We start from the raw sequence: 16,493 nt of genomic DNA, 5'->3' as shown, positions 1-16,493 counted from the left end.
TTCGTCGAAGAATCCTCCCGTGCGGCGGCATTCCCGACAGTTTGGCGCCGGCCGTTCGCAGCTCGTTCACTTTGATCGAGGGTTTGCAGCGCGCAATAACGACCACTTAGGCCGTCGCCGTTCATAAAGCACCCGGGAGAATTAGGCAGAAATGCCCGGGAGCTGAGACCGTGCAGACGACCCTCGCGCGCACCTTTGCAGCGTTGAGCGCCATCAACGAAGCGATCCTTTACGCGAAATCGCCGGACGAGCTGTACCAGAAGGTCTGCGACGCCGGGTTTTCGAGCGGAAACTTTTTGGCCGTTGCGGTTTTCCTGGTGGGGCCGGATGGCCGGCGGCTGTGCTTTGCGGCCGGTTGCGGCGATGACGTTGCGCGGCTGCGTTCGCTCGAGATCACGACCGACTCCGTCACGCCCGAGGGAGCGGGTGTCGGCGGCGAAGCCTTTCGCAATCAGAAGCTGAGCATCAGCAACGATTACCTGAATGATCCTCGCTCGCTGGCGTGGCGCGAGGGCGCAGCCAAGGCCCACATCGGCGCGGCGGCTGCGCTGCCGCTGCTCTGCAGCGGTAAGAGCGTCGGCGTGCTGTATGTGACCCGCAGGGAAGCCGGCTCGCTGAACGAGCAGATGGTGTCGCTGTTCGAGCGGATGTCGGCCAACATCTCCTATGCGCTCGACAATTTCGCGCGCGAGACCGCGCGGCAGACCAGCGAGCTCGCGACGCGGCGGCTCAACCGCATGTTTGGCGCGCTCAGCGCTACCAACGAAGCCATCCTGCGTGCGAAGACCGAGCGGGAATTGTATCAGCTCGTGTGCGACGCCTCGGTGCACGGCGGCAAGTCGCTGGCGACCTTCGTTCTGCTGAAGGAGCAGGACTCGCATTGGCTGAAGCCTGTCGCCGGCACCGGCGAGAATCTGGAGATCGTGGCCCGGACCCACTACTCCGTCGACCCCGAGAATCCCTATGGTCGCGGCATTTCCGGCGAGGTGTTTCGAACCCAGAAGCCCCATGTCGAACGCGATCTCGCGCGTCGCACCAGGGGAACGCCGTGGGAGCAGGCCAATCTCAACACGGGTGTTGCCGCCTGCATCGCGGCCCCCCTGATCCGGAACGGCGAGAGCATCGGCGTCATCCTGTCCTTCCTCAGCAAGTCCTGGGCGAAGGACGAGGGGGTCGTCGCACTCATGCTGCGCATCGCCGAGAACGTCTGCTTCGCGATCGACAATTTCGACCGTGAGGCCGAGAAGGCGCGGATCGCCGAGGAGGAAGACCGCCTGGCGCGCATGTACGCGGCGCTGAGCGCGACCAATGAGGCGATCCTGCGCGCACGCTCGCGGGCCGAGCTGTTCGACCTCGTTTGCGAAGCGACGGCGAAAGGCGCCAAGTTCACCTCGGCCAACATCGCGCTCGTCGATCACGATGCCGAGCTGCTTCGCGTCGTTGCTTGCTACGGGCCGAACGCGGATATGGTCCGAAATTTCAAATTCTCCACGTCCGACCAGGTGCCTGAAGGCCGAGGGCTGACGGGAACCGCTTTCCGCACGCGCCAGCCTTGCATCAGCAATGATGTGCAGTCCGACGACCGGATCGCGCCCTGGGCGGCCAACGCTCGTCGGAACGGCATCGGCTCCTCCGCGGCGCTGCCGCTGTTCAATGGCGACAGCGTCGAAGGCGTCTTCCTCTTCAACTCGCCGGAACGCGGCACGTTCACGCCCGAATTCGTCGAGCTGCTGCAACGGCTCCAGGCCAATGTCGCCTTCGCGCTCGAGAACTTCGATCGCGCCGACGAGAAGGCGAAGGCCGAAATGCAGCGCAACCGTCTTCGGGGCATGTTGGAGGCGCTGAGCGCGACCAACGAAGCGATCATGCGCGTGAAGTCCCGCGCCGAGTTGTTCGAAGCCGTGTGCGAGGCCGCCGTGCTCGGCGGCACGTTCACGTCTGCCACCATCGCCATGGTCGATCCGACGGGGCGCTATCTCGACATCGTCGTCACCAAGGGCGAGTGTCGCAGTCACGTCGAGAACTGGCGTTTCGGAACGTCTGCCGACGAGCCCGAAGGACGCGGGCTCGCCGGCACCGCATTTCGCACCAAGGCCCCTTGCGTCGCGAACGAGCTCCTCACGGACGTTCGTGCGACGCACTGGCGTCGCATCGCGCGGGATCAAGGGACGAAATCCGGCGGCTGCTTCCCGCTGCTGAAGAACGGCACCGATGCCGTCGGCGTCCTTCTGTTCCTTTCGCCGGACGAAGGCACATTCACGCCCGACCTCATCCAGTTGCTGGGGCGCCTCGCGGAGAACGTCTCTTTTGCGCTCGACAATTTCGCCCGGGCCGAGGAGCGGTCACGGGCCGAGGCGCAGAAGGAGCGCCTGACGCGCATGTTCGCCGCGCTGAGCGCCACCAATGAGGCGATCGTGCGGGCCAAGTCGCGCACCGAGCTGTTCGAGCTGGTGTGTCAGGCCGCGTCCACCGGCGGCAAGTTCACCTCGACGACCATTGCGCTCGCCAAGGCCGACAGCGACCAGCTCGCGATCGTCGCGGCCGCAGGGCCGTCCGCCGAGACCACGAGGAACGTTCGTCTCTCCATCGACGCCGACCGGCCCGAGGGGCGCGGCATGAGCGGCACCGCGTTCCGCACCCGGCAGCCCTGTGTCAGCAACGACTATGTCAACGACAGCCGTGTGAGCGCCTTCCACGCCGTCCTGCAAGGCGACGGCGCGCGCTCCGGCGCGGCGTTCCCGTTGATCACGCACGATCAGCCCGTCGGCGTCATGATCTACATGTCGACCGAGCAGGAGACTTTCACGGCCGAGTTCGTCGAGCTGTTGCAGCGCCTCGCCGACAACGTCTCCTTCGCGATGGAGAATTTCGATCGCGCCGACGAGAAGAACGAGGCCGACGAGCGGATCGAATACCTCGCCTCGCATGACAGCCTGACCGACCTGCCGAACCGCGAGACCTTCAACGGGCTGTTGCGGGAGGCGATCGACGAAGCTCAGCGCCACGATCACCGCTTCGCGGTGTTGTTCATCGATCTCGACCGCTTCAAGGTCATCAACGATTCGCTCGGCCATGAGGCCGGCGATCTGCTCCTGCTCGAAGTGGGGAGCCGGCTGCGCGGCGCGCTGCGGGAAACCGACGTTGTCGCACGCCTCGGCGGCGACGAGTTCGTGGTGATCCTCGACCAGTGCGGTGAGATCGACGACGTCCAGCGCATCGCGACCGGACTGCTCGTGGCGCTCGCCGAGCCCATGGAGCTGGCCGGCCACGAGTGCCACACCACGGCCTCGATCGGCATCGCGATGTATCCGGCCAACGGCTCCGACGTTCAGACGCTGACCAAGAACGCCGACATGGCGATGTATCTCGCCAAGGAAGACGGCAAGAACGGCTATCGCTTCTTCTCCAAGGAGGTGAAGACGCAGTCGATCGAGCGGCTGTCGCTCGAGAGCGCGTTGCGCCGGGCGCTGGAGCGCGAGCAGTTCTCGCTGAACTACCAGCCCAAGGTGGACATGGAGACCGGCCAGATCACCGGCGTGGAAGCGCTGCTGCGCTGGACGCACCCGGATCTCGGCAGCATCTCGCCGGCGCAATTCATTCCGCTTGCGGAAGAGACCGGGTTGATCGTTCCGATCGGCCGCTGGGTCGTGAAAGAGGCTTGCGCGCAGGCCATGGCCTGGCAGCGCCGCGGTCTGTTGCCGGTGTCGATGGCGGTCAACCTGTCGCCGCGACAGTTTGTCGACGAACATCTGTTGCAGGACGTCGACGAGGCGCTGGCGGCCTCCGGCATGTCGCCGGTGCTGCTCCAGCTCGAGGTCACCGAGAGCATGATGATGCGCAATGTCGGTCGCGCGCTGAAGGTGCTCGACGCCATCCAGAGCCGCGGCATCCGCCTCGCCATCGACGATTTCGGCACCGGCTATTCGTCGATGTCGCTGATGAAGCATTTTCCGATCGACACCATCAAGATCGACCGCTCCTTCGTGCGCGACCTGCCGCAGGATTCGGAGGACCAGGCGATCGCGCAGGCGATCATCAGCATGGGCAAGGCGCTCGGCATGACCGTGGTCGCCGAAGGTGTCGAGAACGCCGAGCAGGAGGCGTTCCTGCGCGCCCATGGCTGCGACGAGATGCAGGGCTTCCTCATCTCCAAACCGGTGCCGGCGCGGCAGATGGCCGAGCTGCTGCGGCCGATGGAGCTGCCTGTCGCGCCGCCGCTCCAGCCGGAGCCTGACCTCGCTGCGACCGAAGCCGCGGCGTTACGGCTGAAACGCGCTGTCATCTGACGGCTGCGGGTGCAGCTCGCGGACGTTGTCTTGCTTGATGTCCGCTTTGCGCGGAAAATCATCCGGCCAGGGCTGCGAGGTTTGCTCGGCGAACAGCTCGAGGAGGGCATGCGCACCTTCGGCAAAGCTCGAGCCGTCGCCGAGGCCCAGCTCACAACACCACACCTGTCGCATCGGCTCGTGCGCGTCGACCACCGCCATCGCCGGTCCCCACCACCAGGCCGGTGCGGGCGAGCGTTCGTCCTCCGGCACGGCGTGCCATAGGACGAGCTCGTCCATCACGCGCTCGAATTGCAGGCTTGCGGCCTGATGCATTCGCTCCGTGCTCCCTGGGCCGCGCCTGAAAGCAGGCCGATGCCCGGACTCGATCGTGGCCTTCGCTGTGAAGAACAGGCTCGCGCTATTGGCGGAGCCTCACATGCCGCTTCCATTGGCGGCCATAAGAGCAACATGCGGCGGTCGGGACATGCGCCGCCGCCGGCTGTGATCATCTCTTTAGCCGCTCGGGGGCCCGACCGGCAAGCCGTAATACGGGTGTCTAGCGCGTCCTGAGCGGATGCGCTGTCTGGTGCCAGGCCCAGGCAGTCCGGATCACCGTCTTTAGATCGGAATGGCGCGGCACGAAGTTCAGCACTTTTCGCGCGGCGGAGGCATCGGCGACCAGATAAGTGGGATCGCCGGCGCGACGCGGCTTCATGGTGTGCGGCACCTCGCGGCCGGTCTCCTGCCTGATGGCGTTCAGGATCTCGCGGACCGAAAAGCCGGAACCGGTGCCGAGATTGAAGCTGCCGCCGGCATGTCCCGTTTCCAGGAGCTTCAGTGCTGCGACATGCGCCGCAGCGAGGTCGGTGACGTGGATGTAGTCGCGGATCGCGGTGCCGTCGGGCGTGTCGTAATCGTCGCCGAACACGGCGAAGTCGACATGGCCCTGGAGCGCCATCATGGCGCGCGGAATGAGATGCGTTTCGTTGTCACGCAACTCGCCGATGCCGCCGGCCTGGTCGGCGCCGCTGGCGTTGAAATAGCGCAGGCAGAACGCGCCGAAGCCATAGGCTGCGCGATAATCGGCGAGCATGCGCTCGATCATCCATTTCGACGCGCCGTAGGGATTGATCGGTGCGCAGGGGAAGTCCTCCGGCAGCTCCTTGGAATCGGCGTTGCCGTAGACGGCGCCGGTCGAGGAGAACACGATGCGCTGGCAGCCTGCGTTGCGCATCGCCTGCAGCAGCGACAGCGTGCCCTGGACGTTGTTGATGTAGTATTTCTGCGGGTCGGTCATGGACTCGCCGACGAGGCTTGCCGCCGCGAAATGCATCACCGCCGTGACCTTGTGGTCGGCGAAGGCGCGCGCCAGCGCGGCGCCGTCGAGCAGGTCGCCCGTCACCAGCGGACCCGCGACGAAGCTGCGATGACCTGTCGAGAGATTGTCATAAACGACGGGCTGATAGCCGGCGGCAGACAGTGCGCGGCAGGCATGCGAGCCAATATAGCCCGCGCCCCCGGTGACGAGGACGGTCGGTCGGTCGGTCATGTCGTCTTCTACTCTTCTCTCAGCGATTGGAAGGCCGTTTGCGGCTGAAGAGAAGATAGAGCGCGCGAGGGTTGGTGGTCAAATAGCGCCAGAGCAGGCGGCGTGGCTCGAGCATTGTGCGCCAGGCCCATTCGAGCCCGATCTTCTGCATCCATTGCGGCGCGCGGGACCGGCTGCCCGATAAAAAGTTGAACAAGCCGCCGGATGTCTTGATAACGCCAACATTGGTCAGCAGCGGCGTGTATTGCTCGACGAATGCCTGCTCGTTGGGCACGCCGAGCGCGACCCAGAGGTAATCCGGCGCGAGCGCGTTGATCTCCTCGACTTTCGCGCGCAGGGCGTCGCCGCGCAGATAGCCGTGGCTGTACCCGACGATCTTGAGGTTTGGATACAGCTGCTGGACATTCGCGACCGCCGCGGCGTTCTCTTCCTCGCTGGCACCGAACATGTAGAAAGTGCGGCCGACGGCTTCGGCCTTGCGCGCGACCACGTGGAACAAATCGGTGGTGGCGACGCGCTCCGGCAGCGGAAACCAGGATTGCAGCTTTGACGCCGCGACCAGGGGCTGGCCATCGGCGTTGATGAGGTCGGCGCCGCGGAACAGGCGTTCGGTCTCCGGTTCGGTCGAGCAGCGCGCCAACACCTCGCCATTGGCCGAGGTCAGGTGCAGCGGACGGCCGATGCGATTGTCAGGATCGGTCGCCTCGATCATGAAATCGGCAGTTGCTTCCAGGTCGAGCGCGGCCATGCGAAGGCCGCCGATAGTGATCCGCGGCACGTCGGCGGTTGCGGCCCGGCCGTCCAGATTGACGCGGCGCTCAAGCATATTGTCTGCCTCGCTGGCGCGCTTGAGTTGCGGGGGTGAGCTCGTCGAGCACGACGCCGACGAGCTTGCGCTCGGCGCGGCCGAGCGTGTTCAGGATTTCTTCCAGGCCGTCGTTGATGTCGAGGCTGGTCGGCAGCACCGCCACCAGCGCGTCGGCGTCGTCGAGCAGCTTGCGGCTGGCCGCACCAAGCGGCGTCACGGGGCCGTCGAGGATCACGAGATCGTAGCCGCCGGCGGCGCGCGCCTGCTCGATGGCCTTGCGCATGGCTTCAGTCGCCTTGCCGGCATCGCCGTCGGCGGCCGGCAGCACCGAGATGCCGTTGACCGTCTTGATCTCGCGCGAGGCCTTGCTGCCGATCGAGAGCCAGCCGAGTCGGCTCGGCTCGCTCTTGCCGGGGCGGCTCACCTTGTTGGAGAGCGAGTGTGCCTGATGGTCGGCATCGATCATCAGCACGCGGGCGCCGTCGCGCGCGGCCGCGAGTGCGAAATTCAGCGCGGTCACGCTGCGCCCGGTGGTCTCGCCCGCGCCGACGAGCGCGATGACCGGCATGGCCTTGCCGCCGGCACGCCGGGCCACAGCAGTGCGCATGTCGCGCCAGGCGTTGAGCAGCGTCGTCAGCGGAAAGCCGGGGCGCAGCGTCGGCCAGCCAAGTCGGGTCAGATCGACACCGCCGCCGGTGGCGAGGATGGCGCCGAGCGTGTGAATGACGTCGGCCTCCTGGAGGCGCGCGATCAGCGGCTTTCCGATCAGCGTATTTTCGTCCATCTCCGGCTGCAGCGATGGCGCGGCGAGCTCCGGTAGAGATTGCGCAATTTCCGGAGCTCGCGGAGCCGGCTGCGGCTGGGCTACCTCCGGTGTCCGTGAAACCTCCGGCGCGCGCGGAGGCCGCGGTGCCGGCGTGCGCTCACGACGGGCCGGTGTGGGCGCTGCCGGCGCGGTCGCACCGGCGGACAGCAGCTCGGCCGCGACGAACCAGCTTGCAGCAGCGAGCGCGCCGAAGATGAAGCCGATCATGGCGAACATGCTCATCGCCGGCGGGAACGAGCGCCGCTGCGGCACGGTGGCTTCGCCGATGACGCGGGCCGCCGAGGTGTTCAGGGTCTCCTGCTCCTCGGTCTCGCGCGAGCGCTTGAGGAAGGATTGATAGACGTCGCGGCTGGCATCGGCCTCGCGTTCGAGCTCGCGCAGGCGCACGGCGGCCTGGCTCAGCTGGACGCTCTGCCGCTTCTGCGCTTCCAGCGCCCGGTTGAGCGAGGCTTCAAAGTCGCGGGCGCGCGTCAGATCGTTCTTGGCGGACTGCGCGAAGCGATCGATCTCTTCGTTGATGGTGCGCTTGAGATCCTCGACCTGCTTCTCGGTCTGGCGCAGCGCCGGATGCCGCGGGCCGAGCTCGCCGGCCTGCTCCGCATACTTCTTGCGCGCGTCGGCATATTGCGCGCGCAGGTTCGCGATGGTCGGCGATTGCAGCGCTTCCGAATTCGCGCCGGCATCGGCAGCGGTGCGCCGGCTCGCCTCGATCTGGTCGAGCCGCGCCTGTGCGTCCATCGTCGCCGCGCGGGCCGCGGAAAGCCGCTGGTTGCTGGCGGAGAGCTGCTGGTCGCTGATCAGCGCGTCCTGGGTGCCGACGAAATTGTTCTGGGCCTTGTAGGTGGCGAGCGCGGTCTCGGCACTGCGCAGCCGCTCGCGCAACTCCTTGAGGCGGCCGGAGAGATCGTTGGTGGCGCGCCGCGCGGCCGAAGCCTGCGAGTTGCGGGATTCGGCGAGGTAGGCATTTGTCAGCGTGTTGGCGAGCATCGCCGCTTTCGCCGGATCGGTCGACCAGACCTCGATGTCGACGATGAAGCTCTTCTCGGTCTTGCGGACCGTGATGTGCCTGTTCAGCGCGTCGAGCGCCGCGAGCTGCACTTCCTTCGTCTCCGCGGCGGAGGGCGCGCGGGGCTGAAGGCCGATCAGGCCGAGCAGCGACGACAGCAGGCTCCTGGCATCACCGCCGCCGCCGAATTCGGGATCCTTGTCCAGATTGGCCTGCTGGATCACCTGGAGCAGCACGCTGTTCGAGGTAATCAGGCGCGCCTGGCTCTCCACCACCATGGCCATGCCGGAGACGTCCTGGGCACGCGGCGTGAGCTCGCGATCGACGAGCTGAAGCTCGCGCGGGTCGACATAGAGCTGGGCGGTGGCGGTGTAGCGGGGCGTCACGCTCTTGCCCGCGGTGACGGCAAGCGTCGCGCCGAGGAGCGCGGCAGCGGCAATCGCGATCTTCCGCCGCCAGAGCAGATTGACGAGCTCCAGCACGTTGAAGCCGGCTTGAGACCTCTGCTGCGGGGCCTCCGGTCCGGCCCGATCTATCGGCTGGTTGTAGTCAAGCATAGTCCCCAGCTTTCATTCCAACGACCGCGGGCTGAGGGGTTACTCTTCGCTTTACGCCACGCACCCGGGATATAGGTGCCCAATCAACGCAACAGGGAAAATTAACCATACTCATTGAGGGACTATTCACCGAAATGGCAAACAAAGCGTTTAAGCGCATGCCACTCTTCGACGCGTCGCGGTGACGCTGAGGTCCCCAAGGAATTAACGGTTCGTTACCGCGCGCAGCGAGGCCGCCAGGCTTCGCTCGTCCTGCGATGGACCGCGCGCGTGTCATGATTGTCAGCGCTTCCGTAGGATGACGTGGTAATCGCCGCGGCGAACGTCGATCCTGTCCGGCAGCACGGCGTTCATCACGGCGGCGCCGGCATCGACCAGAGCGGCGAACAGCGGCTTGCGCCGGCGCATCTCGGGATAGCGCGGACTCTCGACCTCGCGGCGGTAGATCGTCTCGAGGCCGTTGGCCGCGGCGAATGCTTCGAGCCGCGGCAGCGTCACCAGCGGATGGAAGAAGGTCGGGAACGGCGGCTCGCCGGGCAGGCCGGCATCCTTGATGCCGCGGATATTCCGGTAGAACCAGACATGAAACCAGTGCGGCGAGTATTTGGTGACGACGCCCGACAGCGAGCGCGGATTGGGTGCGCCGATCAGGATCATTCCGCCGGGCTTGAGCGCGTCGCGGAAATTCAGGAGCGCGGCATCGACATGGGGCAGATGCTCGATCACGTTGTAGCAGATCACCAGATCGAAGGTTTCGCGTCCAAAGCTGTAAGTCTGCACGTCGCCGAGGATCGCCTCGTCCGCGTAGGTGTTGTTGCGGACCTGGTCCTCGTCGATGTCGACGACGGTGACCTTGCTGCGGTTGAGCAGTTCCGGTGGCAGGACGCTGCACGAGCCGCCGCCGGCCTCGTAGGTGGCGAGCTGGCCCTGCGGCAGCTCGCGGCGTAGCACGTCGTGGACGGCGAGCAGGCTGTCGCGGGCTTCGCCGGGGACCAGATCGTGCAGCGCCTGGGTGCGTGCACCGGCCGCTGGGATTTGAATCGCCGTGGCTGTCGCGAAATCGATCGAGGCTGGCTTGTTCATTTTTTCTGACCGCGCTTGTTCGACTCAAATTTACAGGAAAAATCTCGCATGCCCGAAGAGCAAATCCGATGCCGCGCCGCTTCACCGGTCGCGGTGCTTACGGTCGGGTTAATGCGGGCAGGCGTTAACTACGGCATTGTCCATGTTGCGCTGTCGTGCGCGTGATGGACTGCGAATTGCACTATCACGTATGCGGGGACTTGCAGGAGAAACGCGCAAAAGCGGTTAAGCGTATGAAGGGCGGGAGATCCGCGGCGTTGCGCCGTCGCGAGCCTCGGGCCCGCCGTTCATTTTGGGACTGATCTGTCCCGCGGCGATGTGCCGTCGCAGGACAGCGCCGATTACTGCGTGATTGACGCAGGGCTTTTTCAATACATATCGGACATCTAGGATGCCATGACGCTGATCCCGACAGACCTTTCCGCCAGCCGGATCTCGGATGCCGTGCGCGATCCCAACCGGGAGATCGCGGCGAGCTCCCGCGTCATCGACCTGTCGGTCGGCATCGTCGTCTGCATTCCCTGCTTCCGCCGCCCGCACCATCTGCGGCTGACACTGGACTCGCTCGTGAGCCAGCGCACCCCGCGCTCCTTCGCGGTGGTCATGGTCGAGAACGACGCGGCGGGGCGCGAAAGCGCGCCGGTTGCCGCGGAGTATCTGGCCGACGGCCGGCTCCAGGGCGTTTGCCTGGTCGAGAAGCGGCAGGGCAATTGCCAGGCGATCAACGCCGCCTTCGAGACGGCGCAGGCGCTGTTTCCCGCCGCGACCCGCTTCCTGATGATCGACGACGACGAGATCGCTTCGCCCGACTGGCTCGAGCTGATGGTTCGCACCGCGGAGGCGACCGGCGCCGACGTGGTCGGCGGGCCGGTGCTGCCGGTCTTCGACGACGACAGCAAGCCCTGGCTCGCACATCATCCCGCCTTCTGCCCCGCCTATGATTACAGCGGCGCGGTGCCGCTGATCTATGGCTGTGGCAACTGCCTGATCACGCGTGCGGCGTTCGAGCGGTTCGATCGTCCCGCGTTCGACCTGCGCTTCAATTTCCTCGGCGGCGGCGATTGCGATTTCTTCGTGCGGTGCCGCGATGCCGGCATGATCTTCCACTGGACGGCTGAGGCGGTCATCACCGAGACCGTGCCGCAAAGCCGCACCAGCCTCGGCTGGATCGCCAAGCGCGGCCTGCGTATTGGCGCTATCAATTATCGCGTGCAGTACAAGGCCGCACAGGGCGCGGGCGCGCGGGCGCGAGTGTTCGCGCAGATGCTCGGACGGCTGCCGCTGTCGCTGGCGCGTTCCGCTCGTCTTCTCGCGACATCGAAGGCCGTCGTCGCCATGCATCCCGCGCTGGTCGCGCTTGGCTCCATGCTCGCAGCATTCGGCTTCGCACCGAAGCCCTACGAAGCGTCGAAAATCGTATCTTGACGCGGGTTAGATGCCCAAACGGGCGAGGGCGACCCTGACCGCGGCGCGGGGCAGCGATTTGAGCGAGCGCCGGCCGACCATCCCGAGATAAGCCAAGGCGTCGCGATATCTGCCGAAGCGGACGGCCTGCATCGCCGAATAGGTGACGAGATGGACCTCGGCGGCCTGGCGCAGCCCGGCCGCCGTACCCTCGGGCAGTCTCGCCAGGATCAGCCCATCGTCGAACACCCGCGCGATCGCAGGGAAGAAGTCCTTCGGCGTCCGCACGGCCGCATTCATGGTGTTGGCGGTGTGCAGGCGATAGTCGAGCAGAAGCTTTGGTGCGAACTCGAACTCGCCGATGGCGGCGAGGCGGCACCAGCAATGCCAGTCCTCGCAATATCTGAGGGAAGGGTCGAAGCCGCCGATGGCGCGGAAGGCCTCCGCACGTGCGAGCGCGATGCCGCCATTGACGATGAAATTGCCGGCCGCGAGCCGCGCCAGCACGTCGCCGGACGGCTTGCGGCGTCCCTTCAGCAGGCCCCGCCGGCCGATCTGCCGTCCCTCGCTGTCGATCGTGTTGTAGTCGCCGTAGACGAGAACCGCGCGCGGAGCATTGCGGGCCGCCGCCAGCAGCGCCGCGACCGCACCGGGGCGCAGGCGGTCGTCGGCATCGAGGAAGAGCAGCCATTCGCCGCTCGCATATCGTGCGCCGAGATTGCGCGCGGCGGATACGCCGGCGGATTCGTTGGTCATCAGGCGCAGCCGCGGGTCACGAATGGCGCGGACGATGGCCGTGGTGGTGTCGCTCGAGCCGTCGTCGACGACGATCACTTCGGTGATCTCGCCTTGCGCCAGCGCGCTGGTGAGGGTTTCGCCGATATAGGCCGCAACGTTCTTGGCGGGAATGACGACGGACACCGATGTGGTTGAGCCGGCCGGCAGCGGGAGACGCGGCGCCGGAACGACGCGCGAGGTAGCCGGTAAATCGAGAACATCTTCGGCGGTGATCAGAGCCACGGCTCGCCTTTAGGGGTCTGTTAACCAGGGCGCATCTGCCGACTGGCATTGCGATCAATCGCAACATTGGCCCGCCGCGAATGATACTCGCATTACGGCCAAATCGTTGTCGCGAAGGCCTGCGTGTTTCTGGTTTCGTAGATTAGCGTTAAGCCGCGGGCATTAAGCCTGTCGCAAATTTGGAAGAGTGCGACAGCCGGTCCCATGCGAGAATGCCGACCTGTTTGCCGCGGATGGATCTAGTGCCCGCAAAGACGTTCGAACACGACCCCGATGCCATCGTCCTCAACCTCTTCTACGAGGACAAGGACGATCGCTGGTTTCCCGGCGACCGGCATCTGCGGCGCATGGCGCGCCGGATGCTGCTCGGTGAGCCGCGCATGAGCGGGCAGCTTCGCGTGTTCCTCAATCTCTGCGCAGGGCTCGACCGGCTCGGTATCCGCTACCGCGTCAACGATTACGGTTACATCGCGCAGCATCCCGACGAACTCGCCTGCATCATCGGCCGCACCTTCCTGCTCGACAAGTTCGCGTGGAAGAATCCGATCCTGCTCGGCGTTGCCGCCCACAATCATCCGCTGGACGATCCTGATCTGTTCAAGCGGCTGCCGGTGAAGAAGGTCGTGGTGCCCGGCCCTTGGTACGTCGACATGTACCGGCCGTACTGGCCCGACACGGAGGCCTGGCCGATCGGCATCGACACGGATCTCTGGGCGCCATCGGCGCCGTCGCAAAAGACCGTCGACGTCCTGATCTACGACAAGGTCCATTGGGACCGCGAGCGCTACGCGCCGGAGCTGATCGAGCCCGTCCGCGCCCGCCTCCTCAAGGAGGGCCGCTCGTTCACGGAATTGCGCTACGGCAGCTACAAGGAAGAAGACTATCAGGCCGCGCTGGCGCGCTCGCGCGCGATGATCTTCCTGTGCCAGAACGAGAGCCAGGGCATCGCCTATCAGCAGGCTCTGTCCTGCGGCGTGCCGGTGTTCGCCTGGGACCCCGGCGGCCCGTGGCGCGACCCGGATTATTATCCGCACCGCGTCCAGTTCGCGCCGGTGTCGTCGGTGCCGTATTGGGATGACCGCTGCGGCGCCAAGTTCATCGACATCGCGGGGTTCGAGGCGGGCTGGGATTGTTTCTGGGCCGGGTGCACCGCTGATGCGTTCGATCCGCGCGGCTTCGTGCTCGACAATCTCACGCTGGAGCAGCGGGCGCTGCAATATTACGAGATCGCGCGCAGCATCGTGGGGCCGCAGACGGCGTCGCGGGCCTCGGGCGTGCTGGTTGACGGATGCTTAACAGGGACGGGCTAACACTTCGAGTTTCCCCGGCTTCACCATTTGCCTCGAGCCATGGATCGCAGCGTCGCTGACATGACCGACGTGGAGACCCGAACGCTGGGCCACGTCCTGCACGATGGGCTCGCGGGGCTGAATGCCGCGCAGGCGGCGCGCTGTCTCGTCGCGGTTGCGGCGCTGCTGCTGGTGCTGATCACGCTCGATCCGTTTCCTGACCTTCGCAACGAGGATGTGACCACGGTCGTCGGCGGGCGCATGGCGCTCACCTATATCTCCTGGGGTCTGCTGGCTGCGGTCGCGATGCTGTTCGTCGCCGGCACCGATGCGCCTGCGCTGAAGAGCCTGGTGACGCCACTGCATCTTTGCCTGGTCGGCTGGCTGTTGATCAACATCGTCTTCTCCGAGAGTCGCGGCGTTTCGATCCAGCGCTTCGTGCTGGCGGTCAGCGTGACGTCGCTCGCCATGCTGTTGCCATTGCTGCCGCCGACACAGCGGACTTTCAACCTGTGCCTAGGCGGCGCCGCGCTCGTGCTGCTGGTGCTGTGCTATCTCGGCGTCTTCCTCGCGCCGCAATATTCGATGCACACCGCGCTCGATCTCACCGAGCCGCAGCTTGCCGGCGACTGGCGCGGCAGCTTCGGCCACAAGAACATCGCTTCGCCGGTGATGACCATCCTGGTCTATGTCGGTATTTATCTCTGCGGCGTCGGCTCGTTCGTGATGGGGCCCGCGATCGCCGCGCTTGCCGGCATCTTCCTGATCTTCACCGGCGGCAAGACATCGACGGTGCTGTGCCTTGCGATCTACGCGCTCGCCTCGCTGGTCTATGTCACGCCAGGCCTGTGGCTGAAGCGGCTCATCTGCTTCGTGCCGCTGATCGTGATGAACCTGCTGACGGTCGGCAGCGTCTTGAGCCCGGCACTCGGGGCGCTGACGCGGCTGCTTCCGCTCGATCCCACCTTCACCGGCCGTTCCGCGATCTGGGAATTCGCGCTCGCGGCCGTCGCCGAGAAGCCGATCATCGGTCACGGCTATGCGGCGTTCTGGGACGACGTGACCGCGCGGCAGACTGCCCAGGGGTCCGAATGGGCGACGTCCGCCGCGCACAGCCACAACAGCTATCTCGACCTCGCGGTCACCATCGGCTTGCCGGGGCTGTTGCTGGTGATTCTCGTCTTCGTGCTCGCACCGCTCGGCAATTTCCAGTCGGCCCAGGCTCACAACCATAGTCGCGCGCTGGCAAAATTGTTCCTCACCGTATGGCTGTTTGGCCTGTATTACGGCGCCACCGAGACCTTCCTGCTCGAACGGCAGAATCCGATCTGGTTCATGTTCGCGCTTGCAGTGGCTGGCCTGCATTTCCTCGCCAGGTTCCAATGCGTTGAACAGACGGAACCGGAGCGCTGACAGCTTGTCGCAGCCGAAGCGATAGTGATGTTGGCTTAACGATAAGCCGTTACGTCACTTGTGGTCTGCGACAAACATAATCTATCTGGAAACATTCAGTAATCGCATGTCCCGCGGATGACGTTTCTCAGCGTCGAGCAATCAGATGGTCTTGCGTCCAGCACGTCGGGAATCGCTGTCGATTTCGTGCGTGACTGGCGGCAGGCCGCATCGCGCCTGAGCGCGGGGCAGCGCACCGCATTCCAGCACGGTTACTGGCTCGGCGCATGGTACGAGGCGTTTCACGACTTTGCACCGCTGATCGCATTGATCTCCGATGCCGCGACCGGCAAGGACATCGCGGTGGTGCCGATGATCAGCCACATCAGGCGCGGCATCCGCATCGTCGAATTCGCCGATCTCGGCGTCTCCGACAACAACGCGCCGATCCTGGCGCTCGATGCCGCGTTGGACGCTGCGGCGACGGATGCGATCGGCAAGGCGCTGATCGACGCGGTGCGCGCCTTGCCCGACCGCTTCGATCTGCTGCGGCTGAAGAAGATGCCGGCCCATGTCGGTGGCAAGCCGAACCCACTGGTGTCGCTCGGACGGATCGGATCCTGCTCGCTCAACGGCAATCTCGTGCTGACGGGCGACGACTATGAGGCCTACCGGGCCTCGATCAAGCGCATGCAGATGCCGCGCTGCTGGCGGGTCTTCAGCCGTCATGCCGGCGCGCGGCTCGAGATCGCGGCGGATGTCGCGCGTGCGCGCGAGCTGCTGGACGTGATGGATGTCCAGCAGCAGGCCCGCATGCGAAAGCTCGGCTCGCGCTTCGTCCTCAACGACGACGCTCATGCCCGATTCTATCGCGAGGTCGCCCGTCAGGGTATCGCGGAGGGCTATGCCGTCATCTCGGCGCTGGTCTGCGACGAGGCCGTCGTCGCCACCACGTTCGGCGTCAGGTCTGGTGCGAGCTATTTCCTCCTGCGCATCAGCCACGCCGGCGATTCATGGTCGAACTGCTCGCCGGGGCTGCTCGTCACCGAACGGACCATGGCGGCGCTGCATGCAGAGGGCGTGCGCCGTTTCGATCTCAGCATCGGCAACCAGGACTACAAGCGCCGCTTCGGCGCCGCGAAGGTCGCATTGACCGATGTCAGCATCGCACTGTCCTGGCGCGGCGCTCCCTATGCATGGCGCGACCATACCGCGCAGAACCTGCGTCGCTATCCCAGGCTCGCCGCCTTCGCCAGCCGGGCGATACGCAAGATGCGGTGACGGAGGCCGC

11 protein-coding genes are annotated in these 16,493 nt (G+C 65.6%); 5 read left to right on the top strand and 6 right to left on the bottom strand.

The annotated features are described in order from the left end of the window. Window positions 1–170: 170 nt before the first annotated feature. The gene (locus AB7G19_RS37250) at window positions 171–4,286 is read left to right on the top strand and encodes a bifunctional diguanylate cyclase/phosphodiesterase (RefSeq protein WP_085403402.1); all 4,116 of its coding nucleotides are present in this window, start codon (window positions 171–173) and stop codon (window positions 4,284–4,286) included. On the opposite strand, the gene AB7G19_RS37245 is transcribed toward AB7G19_RS37250, so the two are convergent. From AB7G19_RS37245 to AB7G19_RS37225, 5 genes are all read right to left on the bottom strand, one after another. Next, window positions 4,260–4,601: a hypothetical protein gene (locus AB7G19_RS37245; protein WP_063985656.1), complete on the bottom strand. Its 342-nt coding sequence runs from the start codon at window positions 4,599–4,601 to the stop codon at window positions 4,260–4,262. The two genes, AB7G19_RS37250 and AB7G19_RS37245, sit on opposite strands and share 27 nt — an antisense overlap. A 223-nt stretch (window positions 4,602–4,824) precedes the next feature. Then, window positions 4,825–5,817, bottom strand: a complete 993-nt coding sequence (gene galE / locus AB7G19_RS37240) for a UDP-glucose 4-epimerase GalE (protein ID WP_085403401.1) — start codon at window positions 5,815–5,817, stop codon at window positions 4,825–4,827. Between the two features lie 19 nt (window positions 5,818–5,836). After that, window positions 5,837–6,643 carry a WecB/TagA/CpsF family glycosyltransferase gene (locus tag AB7G19_RS37235; protein ID WP_085403400.1) on the bottom strand — a complete coding sequence of 269 codons (807 nt, stop codon included), beginning with the start codon at window positions 6,641–6,643 and terminating at the stop codon, window positions 5,837–5,839. After that, window positions 6,636–9,014, bottom strand: a complete 2,379-nt coding sequence (locus AB7G19_RS37230) for an exopolysaccharide transport family protein (RefSeq protein ID WP_085403399.1) — start codon at window positions 9,012–9,014, stop codon at window positions 6,636–6,638. Before AB7G19_RS37230 ends, AB7G19_RS37235 begins: the two co-directional genes overlap by 8 nt. A 282-nt stretch (window positions 9,015–9,296) precedes the next feature. Beyond that, window positions 9,297–10,097, bottom strand: a complete 801-nt coding sequence (locus AB7G19_RS37225; RefSeq protein ID WP_085403398.1) for a class I SAM-dependent methyltransferase — start codon at window positions 10,095–10,097, stop codon at window positions 9,297–9,299. 396 nt (window positions 10,098–10,493) lie between these two features. On the opposite strand from AB7G19_RS37225, the gene AB7G19_RS37220 reads away from it, so the two are divergent. Further along, the gene (locus AB7G19_RS37220) at window positions 10,494–11,522 is read left to right on the top strand and encodes a glycosyltransferase family 2 protein (RefSeq protein WP_085403397.1); all 1,029 of its coding nucleotides are present in this window, start codon (window positions 10,494–10,496) and stop codon (window positions 11,520–11,522) included. A 6-nt stretch (window positions 11,523–11,528) separates the two neighbouring features. Here the strand turns inward: AB7G19_RS37220 and AB7G19_RS37215 are convergent, their stop codons facing one another. Further along, on the bottom strand, window positions 11,529–12,515 hold the full coding sequence (locus AB7G19_RS37215) for a glycosyltransferase (protein ID WP_085403441.1): 987 nt from the start codon (window positions 12,513–12,515) through the stop codon (window positions 11,529–11,531). 248 nt (window positions 12,516–12,763) lie between these two features. Between AB7G19_RS37215 and AB7G19_RS37210 the strand changes: the two genes are divergently transcribed. From AB7G19_RS37210 to AB7G19_RS37200, 3 genes are all read left to right on the top strand, one after another. Then, complete coding sequence (locus tag AB7G19_RS37210; protein WP_085403440.1) at window positions 12,764–13,831, top strand: glycosyltransferase; 1,068 nt, start codon at window positions 12,764–12,766, stop codon at window positions 13,829–13,831. 39 nt (window positions 13,832–13,870) lie between these two features. After that, window positions 13,871–15,223, top strand: a complete 1,353-nt coding sequence (locus tag AB7G19_RS37205; protein ID WP_085403396.1) for an O-antigen ligase family protein — start codon at window positions 13,871–13,873, stop codon at window positions 15,221–15,223. A 117-nt stretch (window positions 15,224–15,340) separates the two neighbouring features. Further along, on the top strand, window positions 15,341–16,483 hold the full coding sequence (locus AB7G19_RS37200; protein WP_085403395.1) for a GNAT family N-acetyltransferase: 1,143 nt from the start codon (window positions 15,341–15,343) through the stop codon (window positions 16,481–16,483). Window positions 16,484–16,493 lie beyond the last annotated feature (10 nt).

This window comes from Bradyrhizobium sp. 215_C5_N1_1 (assembly GCF_052075935.1).
Lineage (GTDB): Bacteria > Pseudomonadota > Alphaproteobacteria > Rhizobiales > Xanthobacteraceae > Bradyrhizobium > Bradyrhizobium barranii.
The sequence above is the reverse complement of the archived record's forward strand: the minus strand, read 5'-3'. Positions and strand labels throughout refer to the sequence as shown.